Origin of the sequence: Mycobacterium sp. E2989 (genome assembly GCF_001667595.1) — a bacterium.
Taxonomy (GTDB): Bacteria; Actinomycetota; Actinomycetes; order Mycobacteriales; family Mycobacteriaceae; genus Mycobacterium.
Window position 1 is genome coordinate 95,754 of the sequence record NZ_LZJX01000001.1, and the last position, 14,882, is coordinate 110,635.

The following is a 14,882-nucleotide window of genomic DNA, read 5'->3' on the forward strand; positions in this document are numbered from 1 at the left end:
CCGCCATGCCATTCGTCGAGCACATCCTGGGCCCGCGACGGCCCTACGGCGACGAGGCGCCGCGGCTGGTGGCTGGCCGGCGGCGGCGCACCAGCACCATCGACACCCATCCGGATGGGGCGCGCGGCTCAATGGCGGACCTGCGGGCGCGCGACGTGGTGGGCGCCGAGGACGGACGTGTCGAGGTACTCGGCCAGGTCCGAGTGCGGGCACACCTCACCGATCAGGTCGTCGACGACATCGCGTCGACCGCTTGTCTGGACGCGCTGCTGGGCTGTCGGGTCGGCGCCGGATTCCGGGCGACGGTTGGCCGGCTGTTCCCGCAGCAGGCAGAGCAGGCCACCCTGCTGCACCTGCTGCTCGACGACTGGGTCGGTGCGACCCTGGTGTCCGGATACGCCACCCAATACGTGGCGATCATCGAGGGCATCGAAGAGAAGATGCCGCCGGGCATCGCCGACCGGATGGCTGGGATCTGCGCCGGTTTCGCACCGGACGCGTCGCTGATCGCATACACCCGGCGGCACGATGTCATCCCGACGGGCCGCGGCCCGGTGGCGCCGCCGCTGAGCGGACTACACGAGGTGGAGCCGCTGCGAGCGCGTGGGATGCGCAGGTACCGGCGGCTGGATCTGGCGGACGCCGACTCCGCGTCGGCGCGGTTCCAGGCCCACTTCCGCGACTCTCACGTGGATGACGACTTGATGGAGACGATTGTGCATGAGTACACCGTCGCCGGCACGGTCGACACCTCGGCGCGGGTCATCACCGAGGTGAGCGCCGAGGTGCGGGTGTTGCCGTGGCAGGAATGCCCCGGGGCGATCGGTAGTGCGTCCCGCATCCGCGGCATGTCCCTCACCGAGTTGCGCGACCGCGTCCGCGGCGAATTCGTTGGCACCAGCACCTGCACCCACCTCAACGACACGTTGCGCACGATCGCCGATCTGGACGCCCTGATAGATAGCCGGTGAGCAGAGGTGAGGAGTCGGGCAATCGACCTCAGCCGGGTAGCGGTGCGCCGCAGGCCAGCGCGCCGTTGTTCGGGTCGGCGTTGCCGGGTGCGGGCTTGACCAGTTGGTCGGCCTGGGTGAAAACGTTGTCGTCGACGTCGATCTCGCAGTGCACGTTCGCCGAGTACGGGAAATGCAGCACTATCCGCATGCCGGCCTGCGCCGGGTCGGGCAACACCGTGTTGGCCTCGAATGCGTTGCCGGGCATGGACGGAAGGTTGGTGGTGTTCGTCTGGCCGCCGTTGATGATAAAGGTGGCCTGGCTGCCGGTGGTCAGCGCGTCGATCCGGGCGCGGTAGGTGATGTTGTGCAGGTCCGCCCGCGCGATCGCCGGACTCAGCTGGGCGCCAACGGCAATGATCGCGATGATCGGCAGCAACCTGCGGCCGGTGCAAGTCATAGCTGCTGACATTACCCGCTCTCCCGCACCACGTCGCCGGCGTCCTTGTCGGTGCGGATGCCGAGGTAGCGCGGGTGGCGCAGCTTCCCGTCGCGGGTCCACTCGGTGAAGCCGATCTGGACCACCAATTCGGGGCGGGCCCACCGGGCGCCGGCCTCGCGCACCAGGCCGCGGGTGAAGGGCGGCGTGTCCCGCGCGAGGGCCGACAGCCGCCGGTGCAGGCGGCGCAGCGTGGGCTCGTCGAAGCCGGTGCCCACCTTGCCGGCGTACACCAGGTCGCGGCCGTCGTAGTAGCCCAGCAGCAACGCGCCCAGCTCGACCCGGCTGCCCCTGGGGCTGGTGTAGCCGCCGACCACGAATTCCTGGTCGCGCACGCACTTGAACTTCAGCCAATTCTTCGAGCGGCCGCCTTCATACGTCGACTCGGCCAGCTTCGCGATCACGCCCTCGTCGCCGCGCTCGCAGGCCGCGCGGTAGGCGGCGAGGCCGTCCTCGATGCGGTGCGGGGTGTAGCGCAGCGGTCCGCCGAATTGAATCGCGTTGCGCAGCAACCGTTTACGCCACACCAGCGGTGCGTCGAGCGTCGACTTGCCGTCCAGGTGCAGCAGGTCGAAGACGTAATAGGAGACGCGGATCGGCGAGGCGCGGGCCACGTCGGGGTCGGTGATGCCCAGGCGGCCCTGCAGCCGGGCGAAGCTGGTGCGGCGGCCCTGGAACGCCACCACCTCGCCGTCCAGCACGAAGCGGGTGGCGGGCTGGGCGGCCAGCGCGTCGACCAGTTCCGGATAGGTCCCGTTGAGCGGCTGGCGGTTTCGGGACAACAGCCGCACCCGGTCGCCGTCCCGAAACGCCAGGCACCGCATGCCGTCGAACTTGCGCTCGAAGATCCATCGCGGGTCGGAGAACCGCTTGTCGGTCAGGGTCGCCAGCGTCGGGGACCGCCAGTCGGGCACCGGCTCGTCGCGCAGCGCCGCGCGCACCGCTTCGGGCAGGCCCGCCGCTACGCCTGGCGCCACGTCAGCTCCATCCCGTGGCCGGCCAGCCAGCGGGAGAGGTCATAGCCGTTGCGGGCCAACCCCGCTACGGCCTCCACGGCGCGCCGCACCGCCCGCTCCGCGGCCTCCGGGGTCAACAGGCCGTGCCGGACGGCGTCCAGCAACTCGTCGACGTCGGCCAGCTCCGCGCGGTCGCCGGTGCGCACGACGATGTCGAGGTAGTGATCCTCCGAGCGCCATACCTCGGGTCCGGGCGTGTACTCGCCGACGTCGAGGTAGTAGTCCTGATCGCGCTCATGGCCGGGGTTGAAGTGAAAGACCGTGGCGCGCAAGCCGAGTGACGGCAGCAGCCACGACTCGAGGTAATGAAACTGGGCGCGGCCGGGGGTGGGCCGGGCCACGTAAAGGCCCCACGGGTGGACCGCGTAGTCGTCCACTTCCCGCACGATGCCCTTGGGATCGGTGTTGGTGCGGGCGATCAGGTCGAACGTCTCGTGCTTCGGCGGATGGATGCCCCTACTCTAGTCATGGTGAGCGACCTCAGCGGAAAGACGGCCCTTGTCACCGGCGGGAATTCGGGCATCGGGTTGGCGGCGGCGCGGCGGCTGGCCGACGCGGGTGCCTACGTCATCCTGACCGGTCGCAACCAGGACACCATCGACGCCGCGGTGGCCTCGATCGGCGAACGCGCGACGGGCATCCGCGCCGACGTGGCCGACCCCGACGACCTGGCGGCGGTCGCCGGCGTGATCGCAGCCCGCGGAGCGGGCCTCGATGTGCTCTTCGCCAACGCGGGCGGCGGGGAATTCGCGGCGCTGGGCGAGATTTCGGTCGAACACTTCACCACCACGTTCATGACCAACGTGGGCGGCACGCTGTTCACCGTGCAAACCGTGCTGCCGCTGCTCAACCGCGGGGCGTCGATCGTGTTGACCGGCTCGACCGCCGCCTACAACGGCACCCCGGCGTTCAGCGTCTACGCGGCGACCAAGGCGGCGATCCGCTCGTTCGGCCGCACCTGGGCCGCCGAACTCGTGGACCGGGGCATTCGGGTCAACACGATCGTCCCCGGACCGGTCGAGACGCCGGGGCTGCTGGGGCTGGCGCCGGCCGGGCGCGAGCACGAGATACGCGAGGGCGAGGCGGCCAAGGTCCCGATGGGCCGCCTGGGCCGGCCCGAGGAGGTCGCCGCGGCGGTGCTGTTCCTGGCGTCGGACGACAGCAGCTTCATGACCGGCAGCGAGGTCTTCGTCGACGGTGGTGCCGAGCAAATCTAGGGGTGCCCCGGACTATCGGCGCAGGCGGATCCGCCACCGCACGAAACCGGCGTAGAACACCGACAACGCGGCCAGCATGCCCATGTCCAGCAGCCACACCTTCGGCGTGTGCCGCCAGAACCGGTCCTGGGACAGCAGCGAATCCGGCACCAGGTGCCGCAGGTCGACCGTCGACGCGGCCGCGGCGTAGCCCCAACGCGCGGGCATCGCGAACGACAGCTGGTCCAGCCCGAGCCGTCCGGTCACCGGGACCATGCCACCGCAGAGCACCAGCTGCGCCATCACCGTCACCACGAACAGGGGCATGATCTGCTCGCTGGAGCGGACCAGCGACGAAATCGCCAGGCCCAGAATGGCCGACGCCACACAGGTGGCCGCGACGGTCGCGAACAATTCGACCGTCGCCCCGGCGGTCGACTGGCCGAGCAGGACGGCGCCCCGCGTCGGCGCGCTCTTGCCGATCACCACGATCGCGGTGATGATCGCCGATTGCAGAACGGCGAACCCGCAGAACACCGCGGTTTTGGCGAGCAGGTAGGCCGTGGTGGACAGCCCCACCGCCTGTTCGCGCTGGAAGATGGCCCGCTCGCCGACCAGGTCGCGGATGGTCAGCGCGGTGCCCATGAACGCGGCGGCGGGCATCAGCAGGGCCAGAATTTGCGCCGCCTCGTCGGGCGTCCCCGCATTCGCGCCCGGCGGATGGAACCCGTTGGCGCCCGGCACCGTCAGCGAGAGCGAACCCAGGATGAACGGCAACAGCGCCAGGAAGACGAAGTAGGCGCGGTCGGCGACCACCAGGCGGATCTGCCGCCGGGCAACCGTCGAGATCTGGCGCCGCACACTGGTATGCACCGGTTCGCCCAGCGCGCCCGGCTCGTCGGCCTTGTCCGGCAACAGCTTCGGCGGCCGCTTCGCGGCGTCACGCTGCTCCACGAACCGCCGGTTGGCCTCCTCGGGGTCCGCACCCACCTGGGTGAAGATCTTCGCCCAGTTGGTGGTGCCCATCGCCGCGCCGATCCGATCGGGCGGGCCGCAATAGGCGGTCTTGCCGCCCGGGGCCACCAACAGCAACTGGTCGCAGGTGTCGAGGTAGGACAGCATGTGCGTCACCACGATCACCACCCGGCCGGCGTCGGCCAGCTGCCGCAGCATCATCATCACCTGGTGGTCGAGCGCCGGGTCGAGGCCGGAGGTCGGCTCGTCGAGGATCAACAGCGACGGCCCGGTGAGCAGCTCGAGCGCCACCGAGGCCCGCTTGCGCTGACCGCCGGACAGCTTGTCCACCCGGGTGTCGGCGTGTTTGGTCAGGTCGAGCTCGTCGAGGACCTGTGCAACGACCTTGGCCCGGTCGGCTTTGCTGGTGTCGGGCGGCAGGCGAAGCTCGGCTGCGTAGCCGAGCGCCTGGTTGATGGTCAGCTGCCGGTGCACCACGTCGTCCTGCGGGACCATGCCGATGCGGCTGCGCAACGACGCGTATTCGGCGTGAATGTCGTGGCCCTCGAAGGTGACCGAGCCCGAGCTGGGCGTGGTGTAGCCGGCGATGAGCCGCGCCAGGGTGCTCTTGCCGGCGCCCGACCCCCCGATGACCGCGGTCAGGGTTCCGGGCCTCGCGATCAGCGAGATGTCGTCCAGCAGTTGTTTGCCGTTGTCGACGACGTATTCGACGTTGCGCACCTCGAGACCGCCGGTGCGGGTTGCGGTTTCGCTGCGAGGGGTCAGGGTGCCTTCGCGGCAGACCAGGTCGACGTTGCCGATGGTGACGACGTCGTCGTCGGACAGGATCGCGGAGCCGACCCGGGTGCCGTTGACGAAGGTCCCGTTGATGCTGTTGTCCCGGATCTCGGTGCCCAGCGGCGTCTGCACCAGCGTCGCGTGCCGGCGCGACGCCAGCACGTCGGAAACGACGATGTCGTTCTCCGCGGCGCGACCGATCGTCAGGGCGCCCGGGCTGCCCGCGGCCGCCGACGAGCGCGGTGAGAGCAACTTCACAAAGCGCGTGGCGAGGTTCGACACGTCGGCCGTCTTGGCGTCGACCACGGTGAGTTCGGCGGGCGGCGTCGGCGCGTGGACGACGGTCCGCTCGGCGGGCGCGACACCGCGCAGCGGGACGGCGGGGGCCGGTGCCCGACGGGGCCGCGAAATCGGTTGCCGGGACAGTGGATTCCGCGGAGCTCCGGGCGGCCGGGGCGCCCGGGTGGGATTGGTTTGCTCGGGAAGCGCGGACCAGGCCAGCGTCGGCGGCCCGGCCGCCGGATTCGGCAGGGCCCGGCCCGGCCGGTCGGCGTAGCCCTGGCGCGGTCCGATCGCGAAGGTCAGCAGCGGTCCGCGCGGATTGCCGACGTGGATGCTCTGGCCGTCGTGGATGTCGATGACCGGCATCCGGTAGCCGTTGAGGTAGGTCCCGTTCAGCGAGCCGTTGTCGATTGCCAGCCACCGGCCTTGGTCGAACCGCAGGATCAGGTGGGCGCGCGAAATCCGGGGATCGGCGATGCGCACGTCGGCTTCGGTGTCGCGGCCGACGACCACCTCGTGGCCGGCCGCGAAGGATCGTAGGGACCCGTCGTGCCGAATCGTCAGGACGGGCGGGGCGGGGCGGGTCACCACTCAAGTATCTGTGCGCCGCCGGGGGGTTCTATTGGGAGCGGCTGTGATTTCGCTATGTGTCGGTCCGCTCACTCATAACCGTTTCATAGCTTGGCGAGGCGGACTCCCCAGCGGAATCCGGCATCATCTGAACGTAAGGGGTTGCGCCGAGGCCTTTTCCGGGCGCGCCGCGCACATCGTCGTGCCGGCCGGGGCGCCGAGGCCTGCACGCGCCCCGGTGTTGCGTGCCGTGTCGCGTTGCGGCAGGCCGGGATCGGAACGAGGGGGTGGGGCAACGGATGGACGAGGGCAAGGGCACCACCCGGCGCATCGGCGCCGGGCGGCGGTTGCTGAGTAATCGCGCGGCGCTGCGCGCGGGTTTTCAGTCGCTGCCCGCGGTGACCATCGCCCATCTCTTCCGCCGCGTCCCGCCGGTCGCTTCCACGCCGAACGCGGAGCCCCTCGAGGCGGATAGCGCCCGCCTTTCGATAAACAGCGGCGCGCCGTTCGCCGGCTACACGATCCTGCGGCAGCTGGGTGCCGGGGGCATGGCCGAGGTGTATCTGGCGCTGCATCCCCGGCTGCCACGCCGTGACGTGATCAAGGTGCTGGCGGAGGCCGTCACGGCCGATCCCGAGTTCCGGGAAAGGTTCAACCGCGAGGCCGATCTCGCCGCGACACTGTGGCATCCCCACATCGTCGGCGTCCACGACCGCGGCGAATTCAACGGTCACCTCTGGATTTCCATGGATTACGTCGAGGGCACCGACGCCGCCCGGCTGGTCAAGGAGCTTCACCCGGAGGGCATGCCGGTCGGTGAGGTGTGCGCCATCGTCCGGGCCGTCGCGGGGGCGCTGGACTACGCCCACGACCGCGGGCTGCTGCACCGCGACGTCAAGCCGGCCAACATCCTGCTCACCCATCCCGAGGCCGGCGAGCGCCGAATCCTGTTGGCGGACTTCGGGGTCGCGCGGCACCTGGGTGACATCAGCGGGATCACCGAGACCAACGTCGCGGTGGGAACGGTGGCCTACGCGGCGCCGGAACAGTTAACGGGATCCAACATCGATGGGCGCGCGGACCAATATGCCTTGGCCGCAACGGCTTTCCACTTGCTCACCGGCGCGCCCCCGTTTCAGCACTCGAACCCGATCGCGGTGATCAGTCAGCACCTGCACGAACAGCCGCCCCGGCTCAGCGATTTCCGCCCGGAGCTGGCGCATCTCGACGACGTGTTCCGCACGGCGCTGGCCAAACGCCCCGAGGACCGGTTCGACCGGTGCCGCGCGTTCGCCGACGCGGTCGGCGAGCGGCTCGACGAGGCCGCCGCGCCCGCCCCGGGTCCCGGGCCCCGCGCCGTGTCGATGACGCGGCGACGGCGCGGACCGCGCGCCGTGGCGGCGGCGATGAACCACCGCTTCTCGGCGCGGACCCGGTGGGGGGTCGGGTTGGTGTGCGCGATGCTCGTCGCCGTCGCGGCCACCGGGTCGATCCTGTACTCGTTCGAGCCGGACACCCCGCCGGCGAACCCGGCGCTCGCGTCGAAACCGTCCGTCCCGGCGCCGAGTGCCGCGCCGTCCCGGTCCGGCGGACCGGCGCTCAACGGGGCCTACAAACTGGACTACGACGAGAGCAAGCGGACCACCAACGGCGTCGCGATCCGCCACGACGGCCCCGCCACCGGCTGGTGGGCGTTCCGTTCGGTGTGCACCACCAACGGCTGCGCGGCCACCGGGGCCCGGCTGGACAACGCCACCCACCAAACGGCCGACGGCGGCAAGACGGACACGTTGCACTTCGTCGCCGGCTATTGGCAGGGCGCCCCGCAGCAGGACCGGCTGGCGTGCACCCCGCCCGACGGCCAGGGCGCGGCCACCCAGCAGGAGACGCTCGCGTGGTCGCTGGCGCCCCAGGCCGACGGCACGCTGCGCGGCACCGTGACCGAGACCGTGCTCAGCAACGAATGCGGCGCGCAGGGCGCCGTGGTGCGGGTGCCGGTGGTCGCCACCCGCGTCGGTGACGTGCCGGCCGGCGTCAGCCTGGGCGATCCCGCCCAGGCCGTCAGCACGTCGGCCGCCGCGGCGGCCCCGGCGCCGCCCGTGCTCGGCGGGGTCTGCGGCGACGTCGGCAAGCTGGCCTACGACCCGACCAACAGCGAGCAGATCGTCTGCGAGGGCAACAGCTGGGCCAAGGCCCCGATCACGATGGGCGTGCACGCCGCGGGCAGCTCGTGCGACCGGCCCGGGACCTCGGTGTTCGCCATGACCACGTCGAACGACGGGCACCTGCTGCAGTGCGATCCCGTCACCCGAACCTGGAGCCGGCCCGGGGGATAGTGGGCGGCCAGACCGGCTCCGCGACACTTGTCGGTGCGCGGTTCTACGCTGGTGGCATGGCTTTCGCCACGGAACACCCGGTAGTCGCACATTCGGAATACCGCGCGGTCGACGAGGTCGTGCGCGTCGGCGGCCACTTCGAGGTCGTCAGCCCGCACGCGCCCGCCGGCGACCAGCCCGCCGCCATCGACGAGCTCGAACGCCGGATCAGGGCGGGGGAGCGCGACGTGGTGCTGCTCGGCGCCACCGGCACCGGGAAGTCGGCCACCACCGCCTGGCTCATCGAGCGGCTGCAGCGGCCCACGCTCGTCATGGCGCCGAACAAGACGCTGGCCGCCCAGCTGGCCAACGAACTGCGAGAGATGTTGCCGCACAACGCGGTTGAGTACTTCGTGTCGTACTACGACTATTACCAGCCGGAGGCGTACATCGCGCAGACCGACACCTACATCGAGAAGGACAGCTCGATCAACGATGACGTGGAGCGGCTGCGGCACTCCGCGACGTCGTCGCTGCTCTCGCGGCGCGACGTGGTCGTGGTGGCGTCGGTGTCCTGCATCTACGGCCTCGGCACGCCGCAGTCGTACCTGGACCGCTCGGTGGAACTCGGCGTCGGCACCGAGGTGCCCCGCGACGCGCTGCTGCGGCTGCTCGTCGACGTGCAGTACACCCGCAACGACCTGTCCTTCACCCGTGGTTCGTTCCGGGTGCGGGGCGACACCGTGGAGATCATCCCGTCCTACGAAGAGCTGGCGGTGCGCATCGAGTTCTTCGGGGACGAGATCGAGGCGCTGTACTACCTGCACCCGCTGACCGGCGACGTGATCCGCCAGGTCGACTCGCTGCGGATCTTCCCGGCCACCCACTACGTGGCCGGCCCCGAGCGGATGGCGCACGCCATCTCGACGATCGAGCAGGAGCTGGCCGAGCGGCTGGCCGAGCTGGAGGGCCAGGGCAAGCTGCTGGAGGCCCAGCGGCTGCGCATGCGCACCAACTACGACATCGAGATGATGCGCCAGGTCGGCTTCTGCTCGGGCATCGAGAACTACTCCCGCCACATCGACGGTCGCGGCCCGGGCTCGCCGCCGGCGACGCTGCTCGACTACTTCCCCGAGGACTTCCTGCTCGTCATCGACGAGTCGCACGTCACCGTGCCGCAGATCGGCGGCATGTACGAGGGCGACATGTCCCGCAAACGCAACCTGGTCGAATACGGGTTCCGGCTGCCGTCGGCGTGCGACAACCGCCCGCTGACCTGGGAGGAGTTCGCCGACCGGATCGGCCAGACGGTCTACCTGTCGGCCACCCCGGGCCCCTACGAGCTCAGCCAGGCGGGCGGGGAGTTCGTCGAGCAGGTGATCCGGCCGACCGGCCTGGTGGACCCGAAGGTCGTGGTCAAGCCCACCAAGGGGCAGATCGACGACCTGATCGGCGAGATCCGCAAGCGCACCGAGGCCGACGAGCGGGTGCTGGTGACGACGCTGACCAAAAAGATGGCCGAGGACCTCACCGATTACCTGCTGGAGATGGGCATCCGGGTGCGCTACCTGCACTCCGAGGTGGACACGCTGCGCCGGGTGGAACTGCTGCGCCAGCTGCGGCTGGGCGACTACGACGTGCTCGTGGGCATCAACCTGCTGCGGGAGGGTCTCGACCTGCCCGAGGTGTCGCTGGTGGCGATCCTGGACGCCGACAAGGAGGGCTTCCTGCGGTCCTCGCGCAGCCTGATCCAGACCATCGGCCGCGCCGCCCGCAACGTCTCCGGCGAAGTGCACATGTACGCGGACTCGATCACCGACTCGATGAAGGAGGCCATCGACGAGACCGAACGGCGGCGGGCCAAGCAGGTCGCCTACAACGAGGCCCACGGCATCGATCCGCAGCCGCTGCGCAAGAAGATCGCCGACATCCTGGACCAGGTCTATCGCGAGGCCGACGACAGCGAGACAGTCGAAATCGGCTCCGGGCGCAGCATGTCCCGCGGCCGGCGCGCCCAGGGCGAGCCGGGCCGCGCCGTCAGCGCCGGCGTGTTCGAGGGACGCGACACGACCAGCATGCCGCGCGCCGAGCTGGCCGACCTGATCAAGGACCTCACCGCGCAGATGATGGCCGCCGCGCGCGACTTGCAGTTCGAGCTCGCCGCGCGGTTCCGCGACGAGATCGCCGACCTGAAGAAGGAACTGCGGGGGATGGACGCCGCCGGCCTGAAATGAGTTTGCTGGCACCGGAATTCAGTTTTCCCACCCCGAACCGCCCCATACGGTAGAAGGGTGACCGACACCGCGACCGGTACCGGCGGCTGGCGTCAGCTGCTGGGGGCCAGGTACCTGAGGACGTCCGTCCTGCTGGCCGGCGGGGTGGCGCTCTACGCCACCAACGAGTTCCTGACCACCAGCTTGTTGCCCAACACCATCGCCGAAATCGGCGGCAGCCGGCTCTACGCCTGGGTGACGACCCTGTACCTGGTCGGCTCCGTGGTGGCCGCGGCGATGGTCAATCCGATGCTGGTGCGCGCCGGGCCGCGCTCGTCCTACCTGACCGGGCTCGCCGTGTTCGGCGTGTCCAGCCTGGTTTGCGCGGCGGCGCCCAACATGCAGGTTTTGATAGCTGGGCGCGCCCTGCAGGGCGTGGCCGGCGGGCTGCTCGCCGGCCTCGGATACGCGGTGATCAACACGGCCTTGCCGCGTGAGCTGTGGACGCGCAGCTCGGCGCTGGTGTCGGCGATGTGGGGTGTGGCGACGGTGGTCGGCCCCACCACGGGTGGCCTGTTCGCCCAGCTGGGTTTGTGGCGGTGGGCCTTCGTCGCGATGGCGGTGCTGACCGGCCTGATGGCCATGCTGGTGCCGGTCGCGTTGGCCCGCGTGGGGGGCGGCGGCGCCGTGGCGCCGATGAACGTGCCGGTGCGGTCGCTGCTGCTGATCGGCGCCGCCGCGCTGGCGGTCAGCGTCGCCCAGATCCCGCACAACGCGTGGGCGACGTTCGCGCTGCTGGGCGCCGGCGTCGCGCTGGTGGGCCTGTTCGTGCTCGTGGACTGGCGGACGCACGCGGCGATCCTGCCGCCCAGCGTGTTCGGACCCGGCCCGCTGAAGTGGATCTACCTGACCATGGGCGTGCTGATGGGCGCCGCGATGGTCAACACCTACGTGCCGCTGTTCGGTCAGCGGTTGGCGCATCTGACGCCGATAGCGGCGGGATTCCTGGGGGCGGCGCTGGCGCTCGGCTGGACGGTCAGCGAGATCCTCAGCGCGTCGCTGGATCGCCCCCGCACCGTCGCGCGGGTGATCGTGGCGGCGCCGATCGTGGCCGCGTCCGGGATGGCCCTGGCCGCGGTCGCCCGCCGCGGCGACGGGTCCCCCTGGACCGCCGCGCTGTGGGCGGTGGCGCTGCTGGTGGCGGGCGTCGGGATCGGGATGGCCTGGCCGCACCTGTCGGCGCGCGCGATGGCCGCGGTCGACGACCCGGCCGAGGGCGGCGCCGCATCGGCCGCGATCAACACCGTCCAGCTGGTCTCCGCGGCGATCGCGGCCGGCCTGGCCGGGGTGGTGGTCAACACCGCCAAGGGCGGCGACGGGATGGCGGCGCACTGGCTGTTCACGGTGTTCACCGCGTTGAGCGCCGCCGGGGTGGCGGCGGCCTATGGCGCGACGCGCGGGGCCCGCCGGCCGCAGCCGGTCGGCTAGCCCCTGGCTCAGTCGGGGTCGTCCTCGGTTTTCAGCACCGCCACCACCCCGTCGACCTCGCCGAACACCTGCTGGGCGTTCCCGATCTTGGCGCCCGACAGGGTCATCGTCACCCGCACCTCGCCGTCGTCGATGTCGTGCGCGTCCGCGTCCAGCTCGGTGAGCTGCCAGTTCCGCTGCCCGCAGATCCGCAGCACCTCCCGCAGCATGCCGCGACCGTTCTCGTAGATGATCTGCACCCGGACGGTGCCCCGCAGCTGCGCCGTCAGGCGACCCTCGACGGCCTTGAAGACGAGGGCGCTGACGAAGTGCAGCGCCACGACGGCGATGGCCAGCAACAGCAACCCCGCGCCCACCGCCATGCCGACCGCGGCCGATTCCCACACCGCGGCCGCCGTGGTGAGCCCGTGCACCGCCCCGCGCCGGGTGATGATGATGCCGGCCCCCAAAAAGCCGATGCCGGAAACGATTTGGGCCGCCATGCGGGACGGGTCAAGCGCGACCGTGCCGTTCGACAGCACGTCGGCGAACCCGTACTTGCTCACCAGCATGATCAGCGCCGCGGAGGTGCCCACGATCGTCTGGGTGCGCAGCCCGGCGCTCTTGCCCTGAACGGTGCGCTCCAGGCCGATCAGCGTGGTCAATCCGAACGCGGCGAACAGCTCGATGAGGTGCCGAAGCCCCTGGACGTTGCCGCCCAGCAACGGCGCGGCCAGCCAACTGTGCATGGGTAGTCAACTACCCAACAAATTGCGGTTCACGCCGCCCGAAAAGCGCCAAATCAGCGCGTCGACTTGACCACCTGCGAGTAATGGAATTGCCATCGTTCGACAATGCGGAACCCGAGGTAACTCGGGAATCGATACGCCGGCGCCCGGCCGAATGCGGGCCCCGGCGGCAATGCCGGTCCGGATTGATGGTCGGGCAGCGACGGTTCTTTATTGGTAATGGTCCAGATCGCCGGGCATTTGTCGATTTTGGCCGTCGTCAGCCACACGGCGACGTGGCCGTCCCACAGCGTGCCCACCTTCGGCCCGTACGCGCCCCGTTCGACGTCGATCAGCGACCGGAAGGCGGCCGGCCGGGTGGCCAGCAGCGCGCGGATCGGCCCGGGCCGCCACGGCACGGTGTTGTCCACCATCAGGCAGTCGCCCGGGGCGGCGTGGGAGCTGATCAAGTCGGCGACCTGGCTGTAGTCCCAGCCCTCCTTGGCGTACGGCCAGCGCTGGACGAACAGGTAGTTCGGCACCGCGGCGACGGCGCAGACCAGCAGCACACCGGCGATGGGCCAGGTTCTGCGGGCGATCGTGACGACGCAGACCGCCAACACGGCGGCCATCGCGGGCGCGGTGAAGATCAGGTAGCGCGGGTAGTAGATCGGTTCGCTGACGGCCGAATAGACGACCACCAGGGCGGTGGGGATCACCAGCCACGCCGAGCACACGATCAGCAGCCGGCGGATGTCCCCGGCCGGCGGCCGCACCCCCGCCAGCCGGGCGGCGACGGCCGCCACTATGAGGACGGCGGACACAATGGCGAACGCGACGCTGTGGTCGAAATACTGCCGCAGGATGATGTCGAACGCGTAATGCCAACTGACCGGGTAAATCCAGTTGACCTGCCAAACCTGCGCGTGGGCGAACAGCATGAACGGCGTCATCGCCGCGACCGCGACCGCCGAGCTGATCGCCCACCGAATGACCGTGGATTTGCGCGCTTTTTCGGGCGCCAACAGCGGCACCATTACGGCATAAACGGCCACCAGCAGAACCATGTTCAGATTGAGCAGAATCGAAAGCATCAACGCCAGCGCGTAGCCGACCCACCAGCGCGGCCCGTTGCGCCGGACGGCGGCGACGAGCAACACCGTGAGCCAGACCCCGGCGGCCGCCGCGAAGGCGTAGGGCCGCGCCTCCATCCCCGCCCAGGTGGTGCGCGGCAGGATGGCGAAGATCACGCCCGCGCACACGGCGGTCGGTCGTGTCGCGAACTGGCGGGTGAACACCGTGACGCCGGCGGCGGCGGCGCCGACCGCCAGGGCGCTGGGCGCCCGCGAGAAGAACTCGGTCGGTCCGAACAGCGCGAACCAGCCGTGCATCAGCAGGTAATACAGCCCGTGAACGGCGTCGATGTGGCCCAGCAGCCGCCACAGCTCCGCCAGGGTGCGGCTCGCGGCGGCCGAGATGGTCGCGCCCTCGTCAAACCACAGCGAGGGTCGGCAGGCCCACGCGCCGCTGACGACGGCCGCCAACACGGCGATCGCCCACGGATCGAGCAACCTGCCGGCCGGACGCGCGGGCGCGGGCTCCTCGACTTCGTCCGCGGCGCGCTGCTCGACGGTGGGCATGGACATGATGCTTGTCACCCTAAAGGGGAATCGTCAGGACGGCTCACAAATCGGCCCCCGCCAATTCCGCGGCACCGGCATTGGGGCGAAAAGCGGCGTTATGCAACGCTTTACGCCCCGGGCCTGAGCATTTGATTGATTCGCCATCGCCGATATTGTCGGATGACGCGGCGCGAGGCCGCAAATTGCCGACACGCCGTGGCATGCGGTGTCGCTAATCTGTTCCCTGTCCAACGGGCAAACGCGATACTGTC

11 protein-coding genes are annotated in these 14,882 nt (G+C 70.3%); 5 read left to right on the plus strand and 6 right to left on the minus strand.

The genetic code is table 11. The annotated features are described in order from the left end of the window. The first annotated feature begins 5 nt into the window (after nucleotides 1–5). Nucleotides 6–971 (plus strand): DUF2889 domain-containing protein, encoded by a 966-nt coding sequence (locus A5680_RS00455; protein ID WP_067815006.1) that lies wholly within the window; start codon nucleotides 6–8, stop codon nucleotides 969–971. 28 nt (nucleotides 972–999) lie between these two features. On the opposite strand, the gene A5680_RS00460 is transcribed toward A5680_RS00455, so the two are convergent. The 3 genes from A5680_RS00460 to A5680_RS00470 are packed head-to-tail and all read right to left on the minus strand — an operon-like array spanning nucleotide 1,000 to nucleotide 2,851. Continuing rightward, nucleotides 1,000–1,410 carry a hypothetical protein gene (locus A5680_RS00460; protein WP_067815008.1) on the minus strand — a complete coding sequence of 137 codons (411 nt, stop codon included), beginning with the start codon at nucleotides 1,408–1,410 and terminating at the stop codon, nucleotides 1,000–1,002. Nucleotides 1,411–1,421: 11 nt separating this feature from the next. Beyond that, nucleotides 1,422–2,426, minus strand: a complete 1,005-nt coding sequence (gene ligD / locus A5680_RS00465) for a non-homologous end-joining DNA ligase (RefSeq protein WP_082970224.1) — start codon at nucleotides 2,424–2,426, stop codon at nucleotides 1,422–1,424. Next, the gene (locus A5680_RS00470) at nucleotides 2,411–2,851 is read right to left on the minus strand and encodes a DUF402 domain-containing protein (RefSeq protein WP_055404957.1); all 441 of its coding nucleotides are present in this window, start codon (nucleotides 2,849–2,851) and stop codon (nucleotides 2,411–2,413) included. Before A5680_RS00470 ends, ligD begins: the two co-directional genes overlap by 16 nt. 84 nt (nucleotides 2,852–2,935) lie before the next feature. Between A5680_RS00470 and A5680_RS00475 the strand changes: the two genes are divergently transcribed. Further along, a complete protein-coding gene (locus tag A5680_RS00475) occupies nucleotides 2,936–3,682 on the plus strand; it encodes an SDR family oxidoreductase (protein WP_156349687.1) in 747 nt (248 codons plus the stop codon). A 12-nt stretch (nucleotides 3,683–3,694) separates the two neighbouring features. Here A5680_RS00475 and A5680_RS00480 read toward each other — a convergent pair whose 3' ends face one another. Then, on the minus strand, nucleotides 3,695–6,286 hold the full coding sequence (locus tag A5680_RS00480; RefSeq protein ID WP_197499704.1) for an FHA domain-containing protein: 2,592 nt from the start codon (nucleotides 6,284–6,286) through the stop codon (nucleotides 3,695–3,697). 278 nt (nucleotides 6,287–6,564) lie between these two features. On the opposite strand from A5680_RS00480, the gene A5680_RS00485 reads away from it, so the two are divergent. The 3 genes from A5680_RS00485 to A5680_RS00495 are packed head-to-tail and all read left to right on the plus strand — an operon-like array spanning nucleotide 6,565 to nucleotide 12,281. Beyond that, nucleotides 6,565–8,601, plus strand: a complete 2,037-nt coding sequence (locus A5680_RS00485) for a serine/threonine-protein kinase (protein WP_067815011.1) — start codon at nucleotides 6,565–6,567, stop codon at nucleotides 8,599–8,601. Between the two features lie 56 nt (nucleotides 8,602–8,657). Continuing rightward, a complete protein-coding gene (gene uvrB / locus A5680_RS00490) occupies nucleotides 8,658–10,814 on the plus strand; it encodes an excinuclease ABC subunit UvrB (RefSeq protein ID WP_055404960.1) in 2,157 nt (718 codons plus the stop codon). 57 nt (nucleotides 10,815–10,871) lie between these two features. Beyond that, entirely contained in the window at nucleotides 10,872–12,281 is a 1,410-nt protein-coding gene (locus A5680_RS00495) for an MFS transporter (protein ID WP_055404961.1), read from the plus strand. 8 nt (nucleotides 12,282–12,289) lie between these two features. Here A5680_RS00495 and A5680_RS00500 read toward each other — a convergent pair whose 3' ends face one another. Both A5680_RS00500 and A5680_RS00505 read right to left on the minus strand, forming a co-directional pair. Next, nucleotides 12,290–13,009 carry an MgtC/SapB family protein gene (locus tag A5680_RS00500; protein WP_067815014.1) on the minus strand — a complete coding sequence of 240 codons (720 nt, stop codon included), beginning with the start codon at nucleotides 13,007–13,009 and terminating at the stop codon, nucleotides 12,290–12,292. 53 nt (nucleotides 13,010–13,062) lie between these two features. Further along, nucleotides 13,063–14,634: a glycosyltransferase family 39 protein gene (locus A5680_RS00505; protein ID WP_067815075.1), complete on the minus strand. Its 1,572-nt coding sequence runs from the start codon at nucleotides 14,632–14,634 to the stop codon at nucleotides 13,063–13,065. Between the last annotated feature and the right edge of the window lie 248 nt (nucleotides 14,635–14,882).